The sequence below is a fragment of the Alloprevotella tannerae ATCC 51259 genome, from assembly GCF_000159995.1.
Lineage (GTDB): Bacteria > Bacteroidota > Bacteroidia > Bacteroidales > Bacteroidaceae > Alloprevotella > Alloprevotella tannerae.
In genome coordinates this window covers 438,807-461,421 of the sequence record NZ_GG700642.1, presented here as the reverse complement: position 1 = coordinate 461,421, position 22,615 = coordinate 438,807, and the positions used below count along the sequence as shown (strand labels likewise).

General features: G+C 49.0%; 20 protein-coding genes and 1 tRNA gene. 11 read left to right on the top strand and 10 right to left on the bottom strand.

Translation table 11 applies throughout. The features are described 5' to 3' along the window. Entirely contained in the window at positions 1-2,139 is a 2,139-nt protein-coding gene (gene ftsH / locus GCWU000325_RS01950; RefSeq protein WP_006254290.1) for an ATP-dependent zinc metalloprotease FtsH, read from the top strand. Further along, entirely contained in the window at positions 2,132-2,980 is an 849-nt protein-coding gene (locus GCWU000325_RS01945; protein WP_006254289.1) for a phosphatidate cytidylyltransferase, read from the top strand. Before ftsH ends, GCWU000325_RS01945 begins: the two co-directional genes overlap by 8 nt. 561 nt (positions 2,981-3,541) lie before the next feature. On the opposite strand, the gene GCWU000325_RS10890 is transcribed toward GCWU000325_RS01945, so the two are convergent. Further along, a complete protein-coding gene (locus GCWU000325_RS10890; RefSeq protein ID WP_006254285.1) occupies positions 3,542-4,858 on the bottom strand; it encodes a PspC domain-containing protein in 1,317 nt (438 codons plus the stop codon). Next, positions 4,855-5,241 carry a PadR family transcriptional regulator gene (locus GCWU000325_RS01930; RefSeq protein WP_006254284.1) on the bottom strand — a complete coding sequence of 129 codons (387 nt, stop codon included), beginning with the start codon at positions 5,239-5,241 and terminating at the stop codon, positions 4,855-4,857. Before GCWU000325_RS01930 ends, GCWU000325_RS10890 begins: the two co-directional genes overlap by 4 nt. 189 nt (positions 5,242-5,430) lie before the next feature. Here GCWU000325_RS01930 and GCWU000325_RS11830 point away from each other — a divergent pair, with 189 nt between their 5' ends. Both GCWU000325_RS11830 and GCWU000325_RS01925 read left to right on the top strand, forming a co-directional pair. Continuing rightward, positions 5,431-5,571, top strand: coding sequence for a hypothetical protein (locus GCWU000325_RS11830; protein ID WP_006254282.1), 141 nt, complete (start codon positions 5,431-5,433; stop codon positions 5,569-5,571). Positions 5,572-5,710: 139 nt separating this feature from the next. Then, the gene (locus tag GCWU000325_RS01925) at positions 5,711-6,682 is read left to right on the top strand and encodes a type I phosphomannose isomerase catalytic subunit (RefSeq protein ID WP_006254281.1); all 972 of its coding nucleotides are present in this window, start codon (positions 5,711-5,713) and stop codon (positions 6,680-6,682) included. 102 nt (positions 6,683-6,784) lie between these two features. On the opposite strand, the gene GCWU000325_RS01920 is transcribed toward GCWU000325_RS01925, so the two are convergent. The 3 genes from GCWU000325_RS01920 to pepT form a co-directional block, all read right to left on the bottom strand. Further along, positions 6,785-7,264, bottom strand: coding sequence for a DUF6630 family protein (locus GCWU000325_RS01920; protein ID WP_006254280.1), 480 nt, complete (start codon positions 7,262-7,264; stop codon positions 6,785-6,787). Positions 7,265-7,331: 67 nt separating this feature from the next. Next, complete coding sequence (locus GCWU000325_RS01915; protein WP_006254279.1) at positions 7,332-9,629, bottom strand: cation:proton antiporter; 2,298 nt, start codon at positions 9,627-9,629, stop codon at positions 7,332-7,334. 66 nt (positions 9,630-9,695) lie between these two features. Continuing rightward, entirely contained in the window at positions 9,696-10,925 is a 1,230-nt protein-coding gene (gene pepT, locus GCWU000325_RS01910; protein ID WP_040599145.1) for a peptidase T, read from the bottom strand. A gap of 180 nt (positions 10,926-11,105) precedes the next feature. On the opposite strand from pepT, the gene GCWU000325_RS01905 reads away from it, so the two are divergent. From GCWU000325_RS01905 to GCWU000325_RS01895, 3 genes are all read left to right on the top strand, one after another. Next, positions 11,106-11,178: transfer RNA gene (locus tag GCWU000325_RS01905), tRNA-Phe, on the top strand. Between the two features lie 61 nt (positions 11,179-11,239). Continuing rightward, positions 11,240-11,470 carry a hypothetical protein gene (locus GCWU000325_RS11825; RefSeq protein ID WP_154646549.1) on the top strand — a complete coding sequence of 77 codons (231 nt, stop codon included), beginning with the start codon at positions 11,240-11,242 and terminating at the stop codon, positions 11,468-11,470. Between the two features lie 481 nt (positions 11,471-11,951). Next, entirely contained in the window at positions 11,952-12,431 is a 480-nt protein-coding gene (locus GCWU000325_RS01895) for an arginine repressor (RefSeq protein WP_006254275.1), read from the top strand. Between the two features lie 89 nt (positions 12,432-12,520). On the opposite strand, the gene GCWU000325_RS11820 is transcribed toward GCWU000325_RS01895, so the two are convergent. Together GCWU000325_RS11820 and GCWU000325_RS01890 are read right to left on the bottom strand one after the other, a co-directional pair. Continuing rightward, positions 12,521-12,694 (bottom strand): hypothetical protein, encoded by a 174-nt coding sequence (locus tag GCWU000325_RS11820; protein ID WP_006254274.1) that lies wholly within the window; start codon positions 12,692-12,694, stop codon positions 12,521-12,523. Between the two features lie 67 nt (positions 12,695-12,761). Then, entirely contained in the window at positions 12,762-13,382 is a 621-nt protein-coding gene (locus GCWU000325_RS01890; protein ID WP_006254273.1) for a TetR/AcrR family transcriptional regulator, read from the bottom strand. A 391-nt stretch (positions 13,383-13,773) separates the two neighbouring features. Between GCWU000325_RS01890 and GCWU000325_RS01885 the strand changes: the two genes are divergently transcribed. The 4 genes from GCWU000325_RS01885 to GCWU000325_RS01865 all read left to right on the top strand — a co-directional run bounded on the left by GCWU000325_RS01885 (position 13,774) and on the right by GCWU000325_RS01865 (position 19,538). Beyond that, complete coding sequence (locus tag GCWU000325_RS01885) at positions 13,774-16,068, top strand: NADP-dependent malic enzyme (protein ID WP_006254272.1); 2,295 nt, start codon at positions 13,774-13,776, stop codon at positions 16,066-16,068. Between the two features lie 824 nt (positions 16,069-16,892). Then, entirely contained in the window at positions 16,893-18,356 is a 1,464-nt protein-coding gene (locus GCWU000325_RS01875) for an MATE family efflux transporter (RefSeq protein WP_006254270.1), read from the top strand. A 22-nt stretch (positions 18,357-18,378) separates the two neighbouring features. After that, the gene (locus GCWU000325_RS01870; protein WP_006254269.1) at positions 18,379-19,026 is read left to right on the top strand and encodes a cytidylate kinase-like family protein; all 648 of its coding nucleotides are present in this window, start codon (positions 18,379-18,381) and stop codon (positions 19,024-19,026) included. Next, the gene (locus tag GCWU000325_RS01865) at positions 19,023-19,538 is read left to right on the top strand and encodes a metallophosphoesterase family protein (RefSeq protein WP_006254268.1); all 516 of its coding nucleotides are present in this window, start codon (positions 19,023-19,025) and stop codon (positions 19,536-19,538) included. The genes GCWU000325_RS01870 and GCWU000325_RS01865 overlap by 4 nt, the downstream gene beginning before the upstream one ends. Here GCWU000325_RS01865 and menA read toward each other — a convergent pair. The 3 genes from menA to GCWU000325_RS11185 all read right to left on the bottom strand — a co-directional run. Next, positions 19,521-20,423, bottom strand: a complete 903-nt coding sequence (gene menA, locus GCWU000325_RS01860; RefSeq protein ID WP_006254267.1) for a 1,4-dihydroxy-2-naphthoate octaprenyltransferase — start codon at positions 20,421-20,423, stop codon at positions 19,521-19,523. The genes GCWU000325_RS01865 and menA overlap by 18 nt on opposite strands. A 106-nt stretch (positions 20,424-20,529) precedes the next feature. After that, positions 20,530-21,444, bottom strand: coding sequence for a glycosyltransferase family protein (locus GCWU000325_RS01855; RefSeq protein ID WP_040598766.1), 915 nt, complete (start codon positions 21,442-21,444; stop codon positions 20,530-20,532). A gap of 728 nt (positions 21,445-22,172) precedes the next feature. After that, on the bottom strand, positions 22,173-22,615 hold a 443-nt coding region (locus GCWU000325_RS11185), incomplete at its 5' end, for an IS3 family transposase (RefSeq protein ID WP_006254265.1).

The following is a 22,615-nucleotide window of genomic DNA, read 5'->3' as shown; positions in this document are numbered from 1 at the left end:
ATGAACGGAAACCCCAAGCAAAAAAATAATCTGCCGAAGTTCAATCTTTATTGGTTGTACGCAGTCTTGATTATTTCCCTCATGTTTATGTTCTTCCGGGGAAATCTTGGTGACGGCGGATTCGATAAAGAAGTTCCCTATACCACGTTCAAGGAATACGTAGCTAAGGGTTATGCCAAGAGTGTTACGGTCAACAAAAGCGACGGCATAGCTCGCTTCATCGTAACCCCCGCTCATATCCGCGACGTCTTTCATCAAGGTAGCGACGATGTGGGCACAGCCCCTACAGTGTCCAGTAAAGTTCCCTCGGTCGATAAGGTAGAAGACTTCCTCAATGTCACCTATAAGGGCAGCGTAAGCTATGAAGAGTCGAGTCATTTCTGGCTCAACCTGCTCGGTAGTACCTTCCCCTTTATTATACTTATCTTGTTCTACTTCTGGATGTTCCGCGGCGTCAATGGAGGCGGCGGAGGCAGCGGTGGAAGTGGCGGCATCTTTAATGTCGGTAAGAGTAAGGCCCGCTTGTTTGAAAAAGGCGCCGGCCTGCATGTTACTTTTGCCGATGTAGCCGGACAAGAGAGTGCTAAGGAAGAAGTACAAGAAATCGTAGAGTTTCTCAAGAACCCTTCGAAATACACAGAGTTAGGTGGTAAAATTCCTAAGGGCGCATTGCTCGTAGGCCCTCCCGGAACGGGAAAAACGCTTTTGGCAAAGGCCGTAGCCGGCGAGGCCCACGTACCTTTCTTCTCCCTTTCAGGCTCTGATTTTGTCGAAATGTTTGTCGGTGTCGGCGCAAGTCGCGTCCGCGACCTCTTCCGTCAGGCAAAGGAAAAAGCTCCTTGCATTATTTTCATTGATGAGATTGATGCCGTAGGCCGTGCGCGCGGCAAGAACGCCTCCTTTGGCGGCAATGACGAACGCGAGAATACGTTGAACCAACTCTTGACCGAGATGGACGGCTTTGGTACCAATTCCGGCGTGATTATTTTGGCTGCGACCAACCGCGTGGACATTCTCGACAAAGCCCTGCTGCGTGCCGGCCGTTTTGATCGCCAGATCCACGTAGATTTGCCCGATTTGCCCGAACGCATCGCCATTTTCAAGGTCCATTTGCGTCCATTAAAATATGATCCGGCTTTAGATATTGAACTTTTGGCGCGCCAGACGCCGGGTTTCTCCGGTGCCGACATTGCCAATGTTTGTAATGAGTCCGCGTTGATTGCAGCGCGCCATAATCACATCACAGTTACGCGGCAAGACTTCTTAGATGCCGTCGACAGAATCATAGGCGGATTGGAGAAGAAAAACAAAGTGATGACCGAGGCCGAGAAGAAAACGATCGCCATCCACGAGGCGGGCCATGCGTCCGTATCTTGGCTGTTGCGCTATGCGAATCCTTTGGTTAAGGTTACGATTGTGCCTCGTGGGCAGGCGCTTGGTGCTGCCTGGTATTTGCCGGAAGAGCGTACCATCACAACACGCGAACAGATGCTCGATGAAATCTGCGCCACGCTCGGTGGACGCGCTGCCGAAGAGTTGGTTACAGGCCACATCTCCTCCGGCGCACTCAACGATCTTGAGACTGTCACGAAGCGCAGCTATGGTATGGTGGCTTATCTCGGAATGAGCGATGAGCTGTCCAATCTCTGTTATTACGATACGCAGGAGTATAATTTCACCAAACCATATTCTGAGAAGACGGCCGAGAAGATCGACGCCGAGGTCCATAAGTTGGTCAACGAGCAATACGCCCGCGCAAAGCAACTCTTAATGGACAACAAGGAAAAGCACGCCGCACTCGCCCAGCTCTTGATTGAGCGTGAGGTGATCTTTACCGAGGATGTGGAGCGCATATTTGGGCCGCGTCCGTGGAAGAGTCGCGCCGACGTTCTCTTGGAAGAGGAGCTGCAGGCTAAGCAAAAGACGGCACGAGTGCCCGTTGACAATGTCTCTATGACGCCCCCTGCCATCCCCGGATGCCCTTCGGCGCAGAGCATCTCTGCACCGCTTGAGCAAAACGCGGCTGAAGAAGCGCCGCAGGATGAGAAGCCTGCATCCGTCTTGCCGCCGGAAATTCCGACGGTAGCTGCCGAGGACGATCAGAATAGTGAAACCCCCAACGAACAACCGCATGAGTAATCTTGTCTTGCGTGCACTGACCGGCACGGCCTTTGTCGCCGTACTCGTAGGCTCAATATTGCTTTCGCCATGGAGCTTTACCTTGCTCTTTGCCTTGGTCACGGGCTTGACGCTTTGGGAGTTTGCCGATAATGTCAACCTTCACGCCGGTGCCCGCGTAAACAAGTTGATCAATGCTGTATCCGGCGTTTATCTCTTCTTGGCTTTCGCCGGCTATTGTTCCGGTTATCAAGGGTCGGAAGTCTTTATTCCCTACCTTTTGTCGCTGATGTATCTGCCGATCTCTGAGTTGTATGCCCGTCAGCCCGATCCGCTCAAAAATTGGGCTTATGCTTTTGCCTCACAGCTCTACATCGCTTTGCCTTTCAGCTTGCTTAATTGTTTGGCGTTCTTAAATGATCCGCTTAAGCAGCAGGCTTACTTCCACTGGCTTTTGCCGCTGAGCGTCTTTATCTTTTTATGGACGAGCGATACGGGGGCTTACTGCACGGGAAGTTTACTCCACAAGCGCTTTCCCGCCAAACTTTTTGAGCGCATTTCGCCCAATAAGTCTTGGGTAGGCAGTATCGGTGGCGGAGTCTTGTGTGTCCTCGTTGCCAGCCTAATGCATCATTTCTTTCCTGCGGAATTGACTTGGTTGCAATGGATAGGCCTCTCCTTAGTCGTATGCGTCTTCGGCACGTGGGGAGATTTGGTTGAGAGTCTCTTTAAGCGTCAATTGGGCATCAAGGATAGCGGCCACATTCTCCCGGGCCACGGCGGTATGCTCGATCGTTTCGATAGTAGTCTTTTGGCTATCCCCGCTGCGATCTTGTATTTGTATACGCTGAATCAATTCTAAATCGCGACCATCGCGAATTAAAAATTATAGGAATCTGTCTTCTTGCCGGCAAGAAGGCAGATTTTTTGTGCTCCTTCCGTTTCTGCTTTTATAGGTTCTGTTTTTGCATTCACGTGCCCTCCTTTTTCGCTTACAAATTTGGGTAGCTTATCGTTTGGTGGGAGCAAACGATGGTATGGCCCGACCAAACGATAGTTTGCTCCCACCAAACGATGGTTTGCTGCCGGCAAACAAAAATAGTGTGGGAACGAGGCATTTCAAATCGTACGCCGTTGCTTTCTGAAAACGAATGAAATTTATAGGTTATGCGTTTTCCTCCTCCTCGTTTGCCTCTTGCAACCCGCACTCCGCATCATCCGCTACGGACTCGGGGTGCGCCGCTTTCCGCTTCTATGGCTTGTCCTCCTTTTGCGCGCGTTTTATCCTACCGGGTTTGTCCTGCTTAAGCGCGTCCGGTAGTCTGAGGTGCGTAAAAAGGAAAGGCCTGTCACCGATCCCAATGGCAATGGATCGATAACAGACCTTTCGTATGTTCAATTTAACTATTATTGCTCCAGAGTACTAACTGCGCCTATGGCTTTTCCGATGGCCTTTTCCGGCAGGCTTGGCCGTTTTGCCGGCTGCCGCCTTTTCTTGCTGCAAATGTCGAATGCTATCTTTGTAGAATGAAACGCTATCTGCAAGTTTTGCGTTGTCCTTCTCTGTTGTTGAAGGCTTCGTGACGCTTATTTGGACGCTATCATCATCCTCTTCATCATCGTTATCGTCTATGGAGACCTCGGTTTGAATATTACATCTCTTAGAAAGTAGATTGTCGATTTGACGCGTTTTGGCCGCGGCAAAGAAACCGAGAACGACGGTCAAGGCAACGCATAAAAAGAAGGAGATGGTCGTATACAGCTTTGCTGAAAAGGACATAGACTTATTTCGACTCCAATTGCGAAGTATGGCGATGATTGCGCCAAGCGGGATGCAGATAGATACCATCATCATCAGTAAGAATCCGATCCAAAGCCATATCGTTTCAGGATTTTGCGAGAGCAGAACCGCCGTATCCGGCTCGCACAGATTCATTTCTGTCAAAGTACCAAAGCCTACGATAAGACTAACCAACAGCACGAGGAAGGGAACAAGGAATGAAAGTAGCATAGCAAAACAGATGAAAGCTATAAAGCAGATCCCGGCCGTGACGAGTCCTTTCATCAGACTGTTAAATGTGCTATGGTTGGATGCTTGGCCGTTAGGGTAGATTTCGTTTGCGCTGCGAGTGGCGGCTTCTTGCATGATCTCGGCGTTGAGCGTGTGCGGCGTTACGGGTATGCCACGCATCATCAGTTTGTCGGCCGTTGTGCGCGCCAGCGGTATGAAGATCCAAGCCAAGATATAAATGAGAGCTAATGTGGTGCCCGTGAAAAGACACAGCAGCACGAAGATAATGCGCCAAGGGAGGGGATCGGAGACGTCGAGATACTTACAGCAGCCTGAAATAACGCCGCCGGCTACTTTGTCTTCAGAATCGCGGAAGAGTCTGCGCTTTCCGCGTGGCTCCACGTGGGGTGCTTGAGGTGGCGTGGGAGGCTCTTGCTTGTGAGTGCCCGTGCTTTCTTGCATCTCTTCTTGCTCCATTTCCTCCGGATTACCGATGCGATGGATGATGTCTTGCACGTGTTCGATCGTGACGGCCTCTATGCCTTCAGCCTTCAGCTCGGCAAAGAGTTCGGCCACGCGCCGTTCGATGTCTTCGGCCACTTCTTCGCCGCCCTCACGATCGGCGAAATAGGCGCGCATATTCTTCTGATACTGGTCAAGGAGTTGGTAAGCATCTTCGTCGATGTTGTAGAGTGCTCCAAAGAGGTTGATGGTGATATTCTTTTTCATTTTGTTGGGATTTCTGGAATGTTGGTAGATTCTGTTGATTTAGCTTGTGGCAAGTCGGTTTCTTTTTGCAGCAACGTGACGGTTCGTATGAGTTGATTCCAAGCTTCGTCCAAGTCGGTCAATGCTTGTCGGCCGTCAGCCGTTAGTGCGTAATACTTACGCGGAGGTCCTTGCGTGGACTCTTGCCACTGATAAGAGAGCAGCCCTTCTTTTTTCAAGCGGGAGAGCAATGGGTAGAGCGTACCTTCTACGACGATGAGATCAGCGCGCTTTAGTTGCGTGATAATGTCACTCGCGTAGGCTGCTTCCCGATGCAGCAAAAGCAGCACGCAATATTCGAGCATGCCTTTGCGCATTTGAGATTTAGCATTATCCGTGTTCATAATTCAATATAGTGGTTTGTCTTACTCTTTCTTTTGGTGTGCTTGGCGCAATTGCGGCTTCCTCAATTGATTTTTGGACAGAAACGCCGGATTCGTGAACTTTCAGCGCTTGAATCTAAAATATTAAATACCTTGCACGGCACAAAAGTATGTAGAACTTAGTACTATGCAAAACAAAGTACTAAGAAAATGCTTTGTTTTAACGTTATTTTAATCTTTGAGCCAAGAAAAGCCGAAAAAGTGGAGGAGATGACGCAGAAAAACGGAGGGCAGATGATGTTGCGATTAGCCCTCGCCACCGCTGCTGTAGGGCAATGGGCCTATAAATAGTGGGGGAAGTATAGCAAAAAGAGCAGTTGGCGGGTGAAGATGGCTTATTGTCGGCCTATGGTTGTGCCTTTTCGATAGAAAGTATTGGCAAAGTAACGATTTATCCGTAAATTCGCCACTTATATAAAGTGCATTGTCTATGCAACCATATTTCTTCCAACCCCTGCTCAAGTCAACCCTTTGGGGCGGACAAGAGATTATCCGCTTGAAACAAATCAAGACGGACGCAGAGAACGTGGGAGAAAGTTGGGAGCTTTCCGGCGTGGCCGGTGCGGCGACGCTTGTGAGTGAAGGCAAGGACAAGGGCTTGACGATCTGCGACTTGATTGATCGTTACGGCGCGGAACTCGTGGGGAAAAAGAACTTTTCACGCTTCGGAAATAAGTTTCCGCTACTCGTAAAGTTTATTTCAGCCGCTCAAGATTTGAGTATTCAGGTGCATCCCAATGACGAAATCGCCCATAAAATGGGGCATCCGTATGGTAAATCTGAAATGTGGTTTATCGTAGGGGCGTCGGAGGATACACAATTATATATGGGGTTCGATCGTCCTTTGACGCCCGAACTTTATGAAAAGGCGCTACACGAGGGAAACTTCTTGGACTTGCTCCATACGCAGCCGTCGGCAGCCGGCGATTGTTTCTTCATTCCGGCGGGTAGGATTCATAGTATCGGTGCCGGCAACTTGCTGATAGAAATTCAGCAGGCGAGCGATGATACCTTTCGCGTCTATGATTTTGACCGCATCGGGAAGGATGGAAAAAAGCGGGAGTTGCACACGGAACAGGCCAAGATGGCGCTGAACTTTAATGATTGCCGCCCGGATCCCGTGGCTTATGATCAAGCGTGGAACAAAAGGGTGCCATTGGTGCATTGTAGTGCTTTCTCTACGCGTTTGGGGCGTTTGAATCAGCCCTTTCACGCCGGCTATTCGGATCTGGATAGTTTTGTGGTGCTTGTAGCTTACGAGGGAGCGGCCGTTTGCACTGACGATTTGGGAAATCGGTTTACGCTACAAGCAGGTGGGAGTGTGTTGTTGCCGGCAACGACGCAGTATTTGGAGATCGAACCTCAAGCATCTTTTGCCTTTATGGAGGCTTTTGTGGAATAAGGTGTCCACATCTTGAGTGGGAGACATTATATAATAAGAGGTGATTATCGCGCGGTGCAGGAAAGACCGGCAATAATCACCTCTTATGTTGTGGGGATACTGTTAGTCGCGCGCGGCGATCGTATAGAATTGTGCAGGACCTTCTTCGAGGAAGACCAACTGCAAGCCTTCCGGTTTCCAAAGTGCGTTGATTTCCGCTACCCATTGCATAGCGTCTGCGCCGAGCGTGAGATTCTTAGAGGAAATGCGGAGTCCGCGCTGCTTCACAGCCTTTTGCTCGTTGATGCGCCAACAGAAGGCCTCCACGCCTGCGTGCTTGTCGACGAATGCTAAATAGTCGGCGTCTTCCAGCAAATATTGCAGACATTGGATAAATGCTTCCTGATCGGATGCATTCGTCATATCTTCAGCCAGCGAAATATAGTCGTTGCGGAAAGCGGTCGACTTCATCTGAAGTGCTTTCTCGCTAATAAAAGTCTTGGGCGATTGGGCGCAAGCGTTGACTTCGTCCATAACGGTTTTGTCGTTGTGTGTTTGTTCTTTTGCAAAGTTGATCCAATCCGTATTTGATTCAAATTTCATAGCCTTATCTCTTATATATAATGAATGATTCTAGTTTACTGTCAAGTTGATTCTGGCGCTTGGCGGTTTAGACTTGCTTAGCGGTAGGGTTCGAGCCGGCGTTGGCCAACTTGATTTGCTTCAAGTCCTTTTCTTCTCCTACCAACCAGATGGTGTCGCCTTTTACGATGCGCCTATTGGCCACGGCAATGTTGATCGCGTTGCTCTCTTCCTCCTCGTCCTCGAAGCCAACAACCATACAATTGTAATCTTCTCTGATGCCGCTTTCAAAAATTGTCTTTTCGCAGAAGGGAGATTTGCTGCCGATCGTAATATGCTTGATGTCGAGGCGGTGGTTGAGGACCCGCTTATTGCCGGTTACGATTTCCGCTTGCATACGCTTGGCCAAGGCTTCCAAACTGTCGTCGTCGCCAATTACTTCTATGGTATCTTGCGGGAAAAGCATCGTGTTGCCATCCGGAATGTTAACCCTATTGCCGCCACGCACAATTGCGGCGATCATAACGCCGTCTGTTTGCCCAAAGTTAAGTTGAGCTAAAGTCAGACCTCCCCAAGCCGAATTGTTGGGTAATACGAGTTGAGAAAGGTGTAAATCGTGCCTATCGAGCGTTCTTGCGTAGCCCGGTCGCCGCGCCGCGGCTTTCCACTCCCGTTGGCGAAGATTATGGGTAAAAGTTCGCTCCAAGCGGATGCTGACATACTTCACGCGCTTTGAAAACTGGTTTTTAAAGCCAAAGATTCGATCCATCGTAATCAGCGCTACGAGCAAGGCTGCCGCCAATAAGTGCCAGTACCATTTAAATGGGGACAAATAGTTTAGGATATAGTAGGTGGCCAGTGTGGAAATGAAAAAGCGAAGCGCAATGCTCAAATAGAAAAACAGCAAACTGCGCTTTGCGCCATTCAAACGCCATTGCTTGACTTGTTGAGCGTGGATTTTTTTCATCACAATCGGCCGCAGAAAGACTGAAACCCCGAAGAACGTGAGCAAACCTCCGACCACATTACCTCCCCAATGCGTCAGCAGACCGCGCAGGAAAGGCAGAATAACCGTAAAGGAAATACCGATCGCCGAAAAGGATAGGACGAGATAAGTCACGACAATAACGAGTTGCCCCGTAAACATCACGCGCCAGCCCGAAGCCGGCATCTCTTTGCCTGCGGTTGAACGATCCGAAAGTCGGCGCGTCACCTTCCGAGGCAGTAACTTTTCCAGGCGTTTGTAAGCCGGCAGACTCAGTTTGATCATATACGGCGTGAGGAAAGTTGTAATGATTGAAGCCGCCACCACAACCGGATAAAGGAAGTCACTCGTCACGCCGAGCGTAATGCCGAGTGAGGCGAGGATAAACGAAAACTCGCCGATTTGAGCCATACTAAAACCGCATTGCATCGCCGTCTTGAGCGGCAAGCCCGAGAGTAAGTAGCCGATTGTGCCGAAAATCATTTGCCCGATAAGGATTGCCGCGACAATAACCACGATTGGCGCCCAATATTCTAGTAATATTGCGGGATCAACAAGCATACCTACACTGACAAAGAATATAGCGCCAAACAAGTCCTTCACGGAAGAAATTACCTTCTCAATCGCTTCAGCTTCGATCGTCTCAGCTAGGATGCTACCGATCAAGAATGCGCCCAAGGCGCTACTGTAACCGGCTTTTTCGGCCAAAAATACCATCAAGAAGCACAGGCCTACGCTGAAAACTAATAGCGTTTCCGCGTTCAGCCATTTCTTGAAACTCCGAAAAATTTGCGGAACGATGTAAATACCCACCACAAACCAAAGAATAAGGAAGAAAAACAACTTTACGAAGCTCATAATGAGTTCCTGCCCCTCAAACTTATTCGATGCCGCGAGCGCCGGTAGCACGACCATCAGCAAGATGCCGAAGATATCTTCTAAGATTAGCACACTAATAACCCTGCCTGCAAACTTCTGTTGTAGCAAACCGAGTTCGCTAAACGACTTATAAATAATCGTCGTTGACGACATGGCGAGCATTCCGCCCAAAAACAGACTGTTCATCTCCGACCAACCAAAGGTTTGGCCTATGAGTGTACCCATCGTCATCATAAAAAGGATGATCGAGACGGCCGTTATGATTGGTCCGGTGCCCATCTTGACGAGCTTCTTGAAAGAAAACTCGAGGCCTAAGGCAAACATTAAGAAGATAATACCTATATCTGCCCACGTGTGGATGCTGGATGTGTCCCTCACCGACGGAAAAAACGTCATATGCGGGCTGGCCAAAAAGCCGGCCAGGATGTAACCCAAGATCAGCGGTTGCCGCAGGCGTTTAAATATAAGGCCGGTGATGCCGGCTATGACAAGAATGAGTGCTAAGTCTGATATAAAATTCATCTCCGAGCATAGAAAAGGAAGTACCGACGCTTCTGATAGCGCCGGTACAATAAGGTAAAAGTCGGCTTACTCGTTGAAATCTGCCGTGAGTCGACAGATATTCACGACCACTTCCATCGCCTTTTCCATATTCGGAATCGGCAAGAACTCGTGCGGGCCGTGAAAATTCAGTCCGCCGGCAAAGATATTAGGGCAGGGGAGTCCCTTAAACGATAACTGAGCACCGTCTGTGCCGCCGCGAATCGCTTTTACGCGTGGTGAAACGCCCGCTTCTTCCATCGCCTTTATGGCTAAATCCGTCACGTGCATTACCGGGTCGATCTTCTCACGCATATTATAATACTGATCTTTGACTACGAGATTTATTGTTCCCTCGCCATATTGCGCATTGATTTTTTCGCCGGCCTCGATGATGAGCTTTTTGCGATCTTCAAACTTCTGGCGATCGTGATCGCGAATGATATAAGTGAGCGAAGCTTTCTCTACGCCGCCTTCCATCCCGATAAGGTGGAAGAAGCCTTGATAGCCGTCCGTTTTCTCCGGCACTTCATTAGCCGGAAGTAAGTTTATGAAATCCGTAGCTACGCGGCAAGCATTGATCATCTTATCCTTAGCATAACCGGGGTGTACGCTGACGCCCGTGATGTCGATTTTAGCAACCGCCGCGTTGAAGTTCTCAAACTCCAATTCGCCCAGTTCGCTGCCGTCCATCGTATAAGCCCATTCGCAGCCAAACTTTTCGACGTCAAACTTATGCGCACCCAAGCCGATCTCCTCGTCGGGGTTAAAACCTACGCGAATTTTTCCGTGCTCTATCTCCGGATGCTCCATAAGGTAGACCATCGCTTGCACAATTTCCGCTATGCCGGCCTTATCGTCCGCCCCCAGCAGCGTATGTCCGTCGGTCACGATGATATCCTCGCCAATGTGGCGCTTGAGTTCCGGAAATTTTTCCACGCTCGTCACGATTCCGGCTGCGGCATCCAATACAATGTCCGTCCCGTCATAAGCTTTGACGATGCGCGGTTTGATGTTAGCACCCGAAGCGTCCGGACTGGTGTCCATATGCGCGATAAAACCGATCGTCGGAGCTTTCTTTTTCGTATTTGAGGGCAATGTTGCATAAAGATAACCCTCATCGTCGAGCTCCACGTCCTTTAATCCGATTTGGACCAACTCATCGCGCAGGTAGCGAGCGAAGGTCATTTGCTTGTCAGTACTTGGCGTTTTGCCTGCATCTTCGGCCGATTGTGTGTCAAATTGCGTATAGGCCAAAAATCTATCTACAATATTCATTGGTATATGGTTTATTTCTCTAATGATTGCTTGATACGCAAAGATAGCGAATCTTTTATTACGCCCGACTTCCAACATCGCAAAAAAAGGAATTTTACGGATGCTTCGAAAATTCTTAGGCAAACGCTTGGTGTATTCAAAAAGTGTTTCTACCTTTGCACTCGCAAAACGAAAATGCAAGGTGCCATAGCTCAGTTGGTAGAGCAAAGGACTGAAAATCCTTGTGTCCCCGGTTCGATTCCTGGTGGCACCACACAAATTTCTCAAGCAAGTTTTTCAACTCTTGATTTCAATCTGAAATCGAGAGTTTTTTTATGCCCATAAGTCGGCTTGCCGATGCTTCCGCGCTGCCCGTGTATCAGCAGATGCGGCCGTCGCCCGTGCAAGCCTTATCGCCCATCAGTCTTCTTTGGTTTATACTTTCGTCTGTCCTGTATGATGCTTCTCATAGTTGGATACAAATGCAGCAGACCTGCCTTGCCTACTGCTTTCGCCCAATCCTGCACGTTTTTTATCACGATAAAAAAGGTTTGCGCTCACGATAACAAAGGCTTCACCTCACGACAAAAAAGGTTTGTGCTCACGATGAAACAACTCGCTATCGGGCTTTGCGGGCTTGCGATCAAGACTTTTAGCCTATGAAATTGTTCTTCAAAATGTCAAAATTAGTAGATCGTTGACTCATCATACACGCTCTGCGACCCCGGCTTTGTCACTTGTGAGCAGCGAGGCTTCGTATGAGTGAAATTTTTCGTTATGTGATGTTTATAACGCACTTTATTTGCGCATGTAGTCAGATGTAGTCGAGTATGGGCAATGTTTAACGCCTCAAAGTATTGAGATAAATGCGAAATATCTACGCATTATTTAGTGGAGTTTAACCAAAGATGTAAAGAATACTGGCCAAACTCAAAAAATATAGCTATCTCCGCAAATTTTTATTGAAATAAGTGGTACTGCTATTCAAAAATGAGTACCTTTGTATCCAAATAAATAACTTTGTCTTTTGTTAATTCCTGTATAAAGATGAAAGCTCCAAGATTAGACGCGCTACGCGTAATTTTATCTAACCGTACTTCGGCTACACAGGCCGACCTTTTACGTGAGTTGGCCGATGCCGGCTTTAGTGTTTCTCAGCCCACCTTGTCGCACGACTTGCGCAGCTTGGGCGCAGCCAAGATCAGAACGCGCGAAGGGTTTCAGTATATCTTGCCGCAACGCGACACGTATCAACGCACTGTAGCGCCCGAGGTGCTGCCCGAATATCTTCGCAACTCAGGTTTGGCTGAAGTGAGAAAGTCGGGCAACTTGCTCGTGCTTCATACGCGCCCCGGCTATGCTCGCGGCTTGGCTGCTGATATAGATATCAGCCATATGCCTTCCGTAGCAGGCACAATCGCCGGATATGATACGATTTTCGTGGCCCGCCTTGATGGCAAGACGGAGCAAGAATTGATCGACGACCTCGCAGAACTCTTGCCGGCGCTGAAAAGTATCCACTTCTAAAGGCGGAGCTTTGATTCCCTGTTTTCTGCTTTCGACATGCTGTGCGAAGTATGCTGAAAGCAGGAGCAAGAGTACGGATATGGCGAATGTTAGTTGGTAGCGCCGAAGTAATTTTCGGCGATTAGGTACCCAAAGATTGCATAGAGTTCATAATGTATGAAGCCGGCGTGTACGCTTTGATAGCGCAACACGCCGGATGTTTTGTATAAAGAGGTGGGAAAGTGCGGAGTGCTCACCTTGCTGTCGAAGGGGCGAAACCACATATTTTATATATAAGAGAGCAAAACCAAGGCTTGCCCGCCGTTTTGTTATAGCCAAGCGCTCTGCAACTTAGAGGTGGTGCTCGCGTCGATAGTTGACGACAAATTCATCCAACAGTTGGCGGCCCTTTTCCGTTGCAAAGCCCCTCACGTGTACGAAATAGGTGTTGAGAAAGAAGTCGAAGGGGCGCAAAGGGTCTTTTGTCGAGTAAGCCCGCACAGCCGGCATCATTGTGATAAAAGACAAATAGAGTAATTGCGGGTTCAATCGGTCGATAAAAAGGCCTTCTTGCACGCCTCGATGATAGAACTCGCAAAAATCGACCCGCATATCCTCTCGATGATTTTCGAATAAAGTCACGACTTTCGGGTAGTTGCTCGTCTCCGAAAAGAATGTGGGCGAAATATTCTTAGCCCATTTCAGCCGATAAGAGAACGTGCGCAAAATGATGTCGATTACGGTATCTTCCGGCTTCGAAGCTTTGCGCATCTTATCCTTAAAATCCTTGTGAGAAGCTGCGACACAGGCCACGAGAAGATCTTCCTTGTCGGTAAATAATTCGTAGAGCGTGCGCTTAGACATACGCAAACTTTGCGCTACCTTGTCCATCGTCACGGCGCGCACGCCTTCCTTGTAAAATAGTTTTTGTGCCGTTGCTATAACATGATTCTGTAGGCTTTCTTCCCGCATCTTTTCTAACTTAATTCCAAATAACGTGCAAATGTAAAAAAAAGATGACCAAATAAGATCCCTATTCACTTGAAAAACTCCCGTGTTTTGCGCATTTAATCATAAATTCTCCTTGTTCTGTCGTAAATCCTCCTTTTTTCACCTTAAGTTTTCCTTTTTCAAGCGTGAGTGCTTCTTGAGCCCAGATCGAAAATCGTCACTCTAAATTGCACGTCATACTTGCCAAATGCAAATAAAGTGGAATGAATAAACGAATATCCTCTATAAAATGACGGTTGTCCGCGATAAAAGATCTTTCACAATGAACAATATTCAAGTTTAAGCCGTATCTTTGCTCTAAGTAGATAACACGAATTTAGGAAATATCCTTACAAATAAAAGCAATAGGAAAATGGTAAAGATAACTAAAGAGGCAGCACTTCGCTACCACACGATGGGGAAGCCGGGAAAGATAGAAATTGTCCCGACTAAGCCTTACCGGACGCAGACCGATCTTTCTCTGGCCTATTCTCCGGGCGTTGCAGAGCCGTGTTTGGAAATTCAGAATGAAGCCCACGACGTCTATAAATACACTAACAAAGGCAATCTCGTAGCTGTGATTTCCAATGGTACAGCCGTGCTCGGTTTGGGCGACATCGGCGCGATGGCCGGTAAGCCCGTGATGGAGGGGAAGAGCCTTTTGTTCAAAATCTACGCAGGTGTCGACGCTTTCGACATAGAAGTAGACGAGAAGGATCCGGAGAAATTCATTCAGGCCGTGAAAGCCATTGCCCCAACGTTTGGTGGCATTAACCTTGAAGACATTAAAGCGCCCGAATGTTTTGAAATCGAGCGCCGCTTGAAGGAAGAATTGGACATTCCGGTAATGCATGATGACCAGCACGGCACAGCTATCATTTCCTGCGCCGGACTTTTGAATGCCCTCATCGTGGCTAATAAAAAAATAGAAGAGGTTAAAATCGTCGTAAATGGCGCCGGCGCGTCGGCAATCTCTTGTACGCGCTTGTATTGTGCTTTTGGTGCGCGCAAAGAGAACATTATTATGCTCGACTCTAAAGGCGTTATCACTGACGATCGTGCAAATTTGACTGAGCAAAAGAAGGAATTTGCCACCTCTCGCCGCGATGTGCACACCTTAGCAGAGGCTATTCAAGGCGCAGATGTCTTTGTCGGCCTTTCCAAAGGCAATGTTCTTTCCAAAGATATGGTTCGCACGATGGCCGAGCGCCCAATTGTTTTTGCTTTGGCTAATCCGCAGCCCGAAATCACTTACGAAGACGCCATTGAAGCCCGTCCTGACGTCTTGATGAGTACGGGCCGCACCGATTATCCCAATCAAATCAACAACGTACTCGGCTTTCCTTACATCTTCCGCGGCGCTTTAGACACAGCAGCTCGCGCCATCAACGAAGAAATGAAGATGGCCGCCGTGCGAGCTATTGCCGAGTTGGCCCGCCGTCCCGTTCCCGATATCGTCAATCGCGCTTACCAAGTGCGCCACCTTACCTTTGGCCCCGGATATTTCATTCCGAAACCCGTCGATCCCCGCCTCATCACAGAAGTTTCGATGGCTGTGGCCAAAGCTGCGATGGATAGCGGCGTAGCTCGCACGCCCATTACCGACTGGAAGGCCTATCGTCAACGCCTTCGCGAATTGATGGGCCAAGAGACGAAGTTTACGCAAAACCTGTTTGAGACGGTACGCCTCCATCCGAAGCGCGTTGTCTTTGCTGAAGGTTCTCATCCAAAAATGCTGCAAGCTGCCGTACAAGCTAAAGAAGAAGGCTTCTGCCATCCCGTTTTGTTGGGCAACGAAGAGGAGATTAAGCGCATTGCCGACGAACTTGAATTAAACTTGGACGGATGTGAGCTCGTCAACTTGCGAGATAATTCCGAGTCAGAGCGCCGTTTGCGTTACGCAAAGATTCTTGCGCAGAAGCGCGAACGCGAAGGATTTAACTTAGAGGTTGCGCGCGACAAAATGTTTGAGCGAAATTATTTCGGTATGATGATGGTGGAGACGGGCGATGCTGATGCTTTTATCACCGGACTTTATACGCGCTATGCGGGGACTATTCAAGCGGCCAAAGAAGTTATAGGAATCCGTCCCGGCTATGAGCATTTCGGCGCCCTCCACTTGGTTTCCTCTAAGAATGGCATCTGCTTCTTCGGCGACACCTTGATCAATCGCGACCCCGACGAGCATGCCCTTTACGACCTCGCCCGTTTGGCCGCTTCCGGCGTACGCTTCTTCAATCGAACTCCGGCTATGGCGATGATATCCTATTCAAATTTTGGCAGCGATGAGGATGGAAAACCGGCAGTTGTCCATCGCGTCGTAGAACGTATGCAAAAGGAATATCCCGAATTGGCTATCGACGGCGAAATGCAAGTAAACTTCGCGCTCGATCGCGAATTACGCGATGAGAAGTATCCGTTTACGCGTCTCAAGGATCAAGATGTCAATACGCTCATCTTCCAATCATTGAGCGCAGCTAACGCAGCTTACAAAATAGCTAAGAGTATGGCCGACGAAGGTGAAGTAATCGGGCCGATTCAGATTGGTTTGAACAAGGCGATCCACTTTACCGACTTTGAGGCCGACGTGCGCGACATCGTCAACGTCACGGCCATCGCCGTGCTCGACGCAACAGTGCAAGCGCACTACAATACAAGCGAAGGTTAAGCTTGCAGGAAGCACCTGCCTCACATCGGCCGATCGTTAGCCTCATCGCAAGCGCGTAGTCGAAGATGTGGCACTGCGATGCGCCTGACCACGCTTTTTGAACTGACTCTCCGAGTAGGCTTTGCATAAAGCTTACTCAGAGAGTCTTCGTTTATGATGGCCTCACCTTTTGTCCCGAAAAGCTCGCCTCCTGCGCCTATTCCCCGTTTTGTTCGAACTGAAATTTTTCTTTTAAGTTTCAAATGACAGTCAGCCGGTAAGGCTTGTTTTCTTTTCCCTCTCCTTTTTGCTAAATGCCGACCGACGAAGGTGAACGGACGTCTGTGCAGCCAATCATCTTCGTCGCATTCCGTTCCTTTCAGTACTTGTCATGCTATGCCTTTTATTCGACCTGCTTATTGTTTGCTGGTAGCAAACAATGGTTTGCCAAGGCCAAACTATCGTTTGCCGGCACCAAACTATCGTTTGCCGGCACCAAACTATCGTTTGCCGGCGCCAAACGAAACGAATCTCAGTCGACGTATATTCAGAAGAGAGACATAACGAGCAGAAAATGAGTGTATAATGATCGTAAAATAAGACTCGCGGCATAGATCGACAGGTTCGTTTGACCGGCGATAAGAAAAAATCCTTTCGTAAAAGCAGCGCCGACTTGTTTTTTTTAATTTCTTCCTTCGTTTTCCTTGTCGTTTTTCTCGCCAAGGCCTAACTTTGCATGAGTATAGCACGTGCAAGGCTGTAGACGGTGCGCTTTCGACGAGCAAAACGATGCTTGAAGACAGACCGATACCGACTTGTCGGCATCCAAAGATTTTAATTGAAAAATGAAAGACAAGTCGCAAACGATAGCAGCGCAACCTGCCGCGTCGGAAGAAGAGTCCGAGGTGGTAGAACCCGGTAAAAAGCGGCTCAACGAATTGGGCGAGAAACCCATAGGCCGCTTGCTCTTGCAGTATGCCTTGCCGGCCATTACCGCTATGGCTGCTTCGTCGCTCTATAATATTATCGACGGTATTTTTATCGGGCAGGGCGTTGGTCCGGAAGCTATTATGGGCCTCGCACTGACAGGACCTTTGATGGCTTTGGGGGCAGCTTTTGGTGCTATGGTAGGCGTTGGTGGCGCTACGCTGATGTCCGTGCGCCTCGGGCAAAAAGACTATCGCACGGCACAAGATATTTTAGGCAACGTTCTCTTTATGAACGTCGTGATGGGTTTAGGTTTAGGCATCCTGCTGCAAGTGTTTCTCACGCCCATCCTGCGCTTCTTTGGCGCGAGTGACGTCACGCTCGGGCCGGCGCGCGATTTTATGACCGTAATCCTTTGCGGCAATGTCATTACTCACCTCTATTTGGGTATGAATGCCCTGCTTCGCTCGACCAATCGGCCTCGAGAGGCTATGCTTTCAACGATTGGGACGGTCGTGGCCAACTGTTTGCTTGCACCACTCTTTATTTTTGTCTTCCATTGGGGGATACGCGGCGCGGCGACAGCCACCGTCTGCGCTCAATTCTTGATGCTCTGCCGCCAATTCTATTTGTTTACAGACAAAACCAACTTGGTCCATCTGCGATTTGAGCGTCCAAACATCAGTGGGCGCATCATCTTTAAAGCGCTTACGATCGGTCTGCCTCAATTCTTGATCAATCTCTGCGCCTGCCTTGTGGCCATCATCATTACGCGCAGCATGACGCTTTATGGCGCAGAGACCGGCGTGGGCGGCGACGTTGCCGTGGGCAGTTATGGCATTGCCAATCGACTGATTCTTTTTGCCGTGATGCTGACCATAGGCCTTAACCAAGGTATGCAACCCATTGCCGGCTTCAATTATGGAGCAAAGCGTTACGATCGCTTGATCGAGGTGCTGAAGAAAGCCGGCTTGTTTGCCACGGTCATAACTTTCATCTCTTTTTGTATTTACTTCTTCTTCGCTACGCCGCTCGTGACGCTCTTTGCAAAAGGTTCGCCGCAACTGATTGAGGAGGCCGCCCACGGCTTGCGCATTATGACTTTCACATTTCCGTTGGTAGGCATTCAGATAATCACAACTGCTTTTCTCCAAAGTATAGGGCAGACGGGCAAAAGCATCTTCCTCTCGCTCACGCGCCAATTGCTCTTCCTCGTGCCTTTGCTCTTCCTGTTTCCGCGCTCGTTCGACAATCCCGTCGATGGCGTTTGGTATTCGATGCCTGTGGCAGACACGATGGCTTTCCTGATAGCCATTGCGCTGCAAGCGTGGCAAGTCAAAAAGTTTAGGCGCATTCTCGCAGAAAAAACAATCACGCAATAACATTGATCTATTCTTAACCCTTATGAAACCTTACGTTATCACCATTGGTCGCCAACTCGGCAGCGGCGGCCGCCGTATCGGACGCTTGTTAGCCGAACAGCTCGACATCAAATACTTTGATCGTGAAATATTAACCATAGCTGCGCACGAAAGCGGCTATGATGAGGCCATCTTTGAAAGGAAGGATGAGAAGAAAGGCTTTATTAGTCACGCCTGGCACAGCCTTTCGCCGATTATTGGTGCGGGCGACTATTACGTTAATCAGTTGAGCGATGAAAAACTCTTTAAGTTGCAGAGCGACGCTATACGCAAGGCCGCTGCCAAAGAGAGTTGCCTCTTCATAGGCCGCGCCGCCGACTACGTATTGCGAGACCACGCGCAACTGGTCAGTGTTTTCATTTCAGCTGATTTGGAGGAGCGCGTTCGCTGTATTTGCCAACGGCGCAACATGACGGAGAAGCAGGCGCGCCGTTTGCTTGAAAGTGTAGACAACAAGCGGGCTGATTTCTATAACTTTTATAGTCCGAAGACCTGGGGCGAAGCTGCTTCTTACGATCTTTGTCTCAATTCAGGCGTCTTGGGTTATGAGGGGACGGCTGAGGTGATTCGCCATTTCGTAGAGCAGCGCTTGGCGCTCTCCGATGCGCCCAAAAAGGCGACGGACGAATGACGCGCATCGGACTTCTAAGCGATACGCATAGCTATTGGGATGATCGCTATGCGGAATACTTTTCTGAGTGTGATGAAATATGGCACGCGGGAGATATTTGTTCGGTTGCGTTGGCCGAAAAGCTCAATGAAATAGCTCCGCTGCAAGCCGTTTGCGGCAATTGCGACGGAGGTGATTTGAGAAGAATGTATCCGCAGATTTTGCGCTTCAAGTGTGAAGACGCCGATGTCTTAATTAAGCACATCGGAGGCTATCCCGGTCATTATGATCGCAGCATCGCTGCCCGGCTTTACGCTTCGCCGCCTGACCTTTTCATATCGGGCCATTCGCATATCTTGAAGATACAATACGATCCTACGCTTTCCTGCCTGCATATCAATCCGGGTGCGGCCGGCATTCAGGGTTGGCAGCAGGTGCGCACGCTTGTTCGCTTCACGGTCGAGGGTAAGCGCTTTGAGAATATAGAGGTGATTGAGTTGGGAGAAAGGTCGGCGTCAAAGAAAGGCTGTTAAGGCCGTCAGCAGCGTCAGTAAGATCATATTGCGCGACGTCTTTCCCAGAATCTTATTCAGCGCTCGGCCTTGATTGATCCGAACCATTTCTCGCCACGTAGCGATGTGGAAGGGAATATAAAGCAGCGGTAGTAAGGCTGACCAGCGGCCGTTGAAAGCAAAAGCACCACTGATGCAGGCGCAACCGATGAGGCCTTGACCGAAATAGAATAAACTGCCAAAACGCTCCCCGAAAATGACGATCAGCGTATGTTTGCCGGCTACGCGATCCGTTGTTCGATCTCGATAATTGTTTAAGACGAGCAGCGTATCTATGACCAGTCCGCAGCCGGCGCCTAATAAGAAGATTTCCGGTAAGACATCTCCGGCCTCTACATAGTAAGTGCAGCAGACCGGTACGAAGCCAAAGAAAACATAAACCAACATATCGCCAAACCCGCAATAGCTCAGCAGCGCCGTATAGAGAAAAGCAAACAAGACGCAGGCTAATCCGATCAGAATTAAAGGCAAGCCGCCGAAAGGCAAAAGGCAGAGGCCAACCATACAAGCCGGAAACAGCACTAGCGCAATGCCGATGCGCATATCTATAGGCTTAATCCAGCCTTGTGCGCAAGCACGCTCAGGACCGAGTCGCTCTGCGCCGTCCGTCCCACGACGGAAGTCGATGAGGTCATTGATGAAGTTGGCTGCGATCTGCATTAAGGTTGCAAAGAGAATGCAGAGTAGGGCCGGCTGCCAATTAAACGAATCTTTCGTAAAGGCAAAGGCCGATGCCGCCACAATGGGCATCAGTGCGGCCGAGAGCGTCTTGGGGCGGGCGGCCAGCCACCAAGCGCGCAAAGAGTTGGGACGAACGAGACGAGGTGGCCTTTGAGGTTTTTGCATAAGCGTGTGAGCCTATATTATATAATGTGTGTGTCGTAAAACAACAAGCCACAGGCCCCTCGACCTCATCGGTCAGGAGGGGCGCAGTGCTTTTGTTGTACTCAACTTAGAAGAGTTTTTCGGGATAAACGCCTGCTTCGTGAAGTTTGCGGAACTTCTCGACAACGCCGTCGCGGTCTTCGGGATAAGTTACACCGAACCATTTGCTCGTTGTATCCAAGACGCGGCAAGTGGCCTCGCCTTGGCGAATCAGATGATCGACCATCGACGGGATATAGAACTCGCTCTTCAGATTTTCCATATTCTCCGGCTTACTTAGAAACTCCTTAAAGAAGGCCTTGCTGTAAGCGAAATAGTCGGGCGTGAAGCCCCAAAAATTCATAGATACCGGCGTGTTATCAGCTAAAGGAACCCATTCTTTTCCATCATCGGCAAGATATTTGATTGTTCCATCGATGCGCTTGATTTGCGTGCGTTCCACAACGGAGGTCAATAGTCCGTTTTCATCTTTCTCGCAAACGCCGCGAGAGACGGTGCCGCTTTCGCTCAGCGTGTTGCCGCAGCGGAAACCAACCATCGCGTAAGTTCCTTTGCTGCCTTCGGGCAATTGCGTTAAGAAATCGGCGATAACGCGAAAGGCATCGCGGTCGTAGAAGTCGTCGCAATTGATCACGGCAAAAGGCTCGTGTATTACAGGCTCACCCATCAATACGGCGTGATTAGTGCCCCAAGGTTTCGTGCGCTCCGGCGGGCAGGTAAAGCCCTCGGGTAAGTCATCAATAGATTGAAACACGAGTTCGCAGGGGATATGGCCTTCGTATTTGCTGAGCACTTTCTCGCGGAAAGCCTCCTCAAAGTCTTTGCGGATCACGAAAACGAGTTTGCCGAAGCCTGCATTGATGGCATCGTAGATGGAGTAGTCCATAATAGTTTCGCCGTGAGGGCCTAAACCGTCGAGCTGCTTGAGGCCTCCGTAGCGACTGCCCATACCGGCAGCCAATAAGAAAAGAGTAGGTTTCATCATTTTATGTGCTTGTTTGCCTGTTAAGAATCTAAATATTACGGCAAAGTTAAGCGTTTTTCAGTGCAATTTTATCAATTTTTCCCGCTTTCTTCAGACTTTGCTTTGAAAAAGTAGGGGAGAATATGGAAAAAGCGTATGAAGCGACCGCTTTTTGTGGCACGCTCTTTTTGTGTTTATGCGTTGTTTCTGTGTGGAGCGGGGCGTATGTTTGGGGTTGTGTTTGTCGGTGCGTGGCCCTTTTTCCTTTTCAAAACAGCCCGTGTGTTGTCGCGTGGCTGAGTGTAGGTGCATTAACGGCGGAGTATAAATGTAACGTTTGCAACCGCATGAATTGCTCCTGCAAAGGCGGAAAACTTCGCCTAAATATAGCTTTATTTGTATAAGCCGGCGTACATTTTTTGTCCGAACAGGTAGGGAAAATAATTCCTATAGGTTGGAATTAAAATACCAAAGGTAGGAAATAAAGTCCCCATAGTAGGAATTTATGTCCTAATAAGGGGGATGTATGTAATGTCCTAGAATTAGTTGACAACTTTGGTTTCTTAATTTCATTCTTCTTTGACAAGTTTATTTGTTAAGTTCAAATACGCTTGTCGCCGTCTTTTCTTAAGTACATAATTAGTTGACAGTTGTCTTCCAATTGCAAAATTAATCTTTATTTTCTTGTTGCGGTTGTTTCTGCCTCCTTCTTTTATTGTTTGACTTAATAATGTGTGCCGAGGAAGTTATGCCGTCAACCTTCCGACTTCTTCCATTGGCGTTCTCATCTGCAGACTCTGATGCGGTCTGAGCGTGTTGTACAGGTCGATGGCTTTCTTTGTAAGGCGCCTGACCTGCTGCAGACTTTTGTCTTCTGTACTGAAGAGCCATCCGTTCTTGAGCGTATTGTTCATCCTCTCGGCCAGGGCGTTGTGCAATGGGTCTCCGCTTTGTGTCATACTTATTTGTATTCCAAGAGATTTGAGTTTGTCGACGTACTCATTGCAGCAGTATTGCACGCCGCGGTCGGAGTGGTGTATGAGCTGCGAGAGTTCGACATTATACTTTCTGTAGAAATCGATGGCCATAGAGAGGGCTTTCATCGGACCTTGTCTCTCAAGGGTCGGATGAAGACACCAGCCCACGATCAGACGTGAAGCGGCATCGGTTACTAAGGAGAGATAGGCCC

What these genes read in the sequence shown, in the direction of transcription:
- ftsH (WP_006254290.1), top strand. Translation starts at nt 1, where the DNA reads ATGAACGGAAACCCCAAGCAAAAAAATAATCTGCCGAAGTTCAATCTT.
- GCWU000325_RS01945 (WP_006254289.1), top strand. Translation starts at nt 2,132, where the DNA reads ATGAGTAATCTTGTCTTGCGTGCACTGACCGGCACGGCCTTTGTCGCC.
- GCWU000325_RS10890 (WP_006254285.1), bottom strand. Translation starts at nt 4,858, where the DNA reads ATGAAAAAGAATATCACCATCAACCTCTTTGGAGCACTCTACAACATC.
- GCWU000325_RS01930 (WP_006254284.1), bottom strand. Translation starts at nt 5,241, where the DNA reads ATGAACACGGATAATGCTAAATCTCAAATGCGCAAAGGCATGCTCGAA.
- GCWU000325_RS11830 (WP_006254282.1), top strand. Translation starts at nt 5,431, where the DNA reads ATGCTTTGTTTTAACGTTATTTTAATCTTTGAGCCAAGAAAAGCCGAA.
- GCWU000325_RS01925 (WP_006254281.1), top strand. Translation starts at nt 5,711, where the DNA reads ATGCAACCATATTTCTTCCAACCCCTGCTCAAGTCAACCCTTTGGGGC.
- GCWU000325_RS01920 (WP_006254280.1), bottom strand. Translation starts at nt 7,264, where the DNA reads ATGAAATTTGAATCAAATACGGATTGGATCAACTTTGCAAAAGAACAA.
- GCWU000325_RS01915 (WP_006254279.1), bottom strand. Translation starts at nt 9,629, where the DNA reads ATGAATTTTATATCAGACTTAGCACTCATTCTTGTCATAGCCGGCATC.
- pepT (WP_040599145.1), bottom strand. Translation starts at nt 10,925, where the DNA reads ATGAATATTGTAGATAGATTTTTGGCCTATACGCAATTTGACACACAA.
- GCWU000325_RS11825 (WP_154646549.1), top strand. Translation starts at nt 11,240, where the DNA reads ATGCCCATAAGTCGGCTTGCCGATGCTTCCGCGCTGCCCGTGTATCAG.
- GCWU000325_RS01895 (WP_006254275.1), top strand. Translation starts at nt 11,952, where the DNA reads ATGAAAGCTCCAAGATTAGACGCGCTACGCGTAATTTTATCTAACCGT.
- GCWU000325_RS11820 (WP_006254274.1), bottom strand. Translation starts at nt 12,694, where the DNA reads ATGTGGTTTCGCCCCTTCGACAGCAAGGTGAGCACTCCGCACTTTCCC.
- GCWU000325_RS01890 (WP_006254273.1), bottom strand. Translation starts at nt 13,382, where the DNA reads ATGCGGGAAGAAAGCCTACAGAATCATGTTATAGCAACGGCACAAAAA.
- GCWU000325_RS01885 (WP_006254272.1), top strand. Translation starts at nt 13,774, where the DNA reads ATGGTAAAGATAACTAAAGAGGCAGCACTTCGCTACCACACGATGGGG.
- GCWU000325_RS01875 (WP_006254270.1), top strand. Translation starts at nt 16,893, where the DNA reads ATGAAAGACAAGTCGCAAACGATAGCAGCGCAACCTGCCGCGTCGGAA.
- GCWU000325_RS01870 (WP_006254269.1), top strand. Translation starts at nt 18,379, where the DNA reads ATGAAACCTTACGTTATCACCATTGGTCGCCAACTCGGCAGCGGCGGC.
- GCWU000325_RS01865 (WP_006254268.1), top strand. Translation starts at nt 19,023, where the DNA reads ATGACGCGCATCGGACTTCTAAGCGATACGCATAGCTATTGGGATGAT.
- menA (WP_006254267.1), bottom strand. Translation starts at nt 20,423, where the DNA reads ATGCAAAAACCTCAAAGGCCACCTCGTCTCGTTCGTCCCAACTCTTTG.
- GCWU000325_RS01855 (WP_040598766.1), bottom strand. Translation starts at nt 21,444, where the DNA reads ATGAAACCTACTCTTTTCTTATTGGCTGCCGGTATGGGCAGTCGCTAC.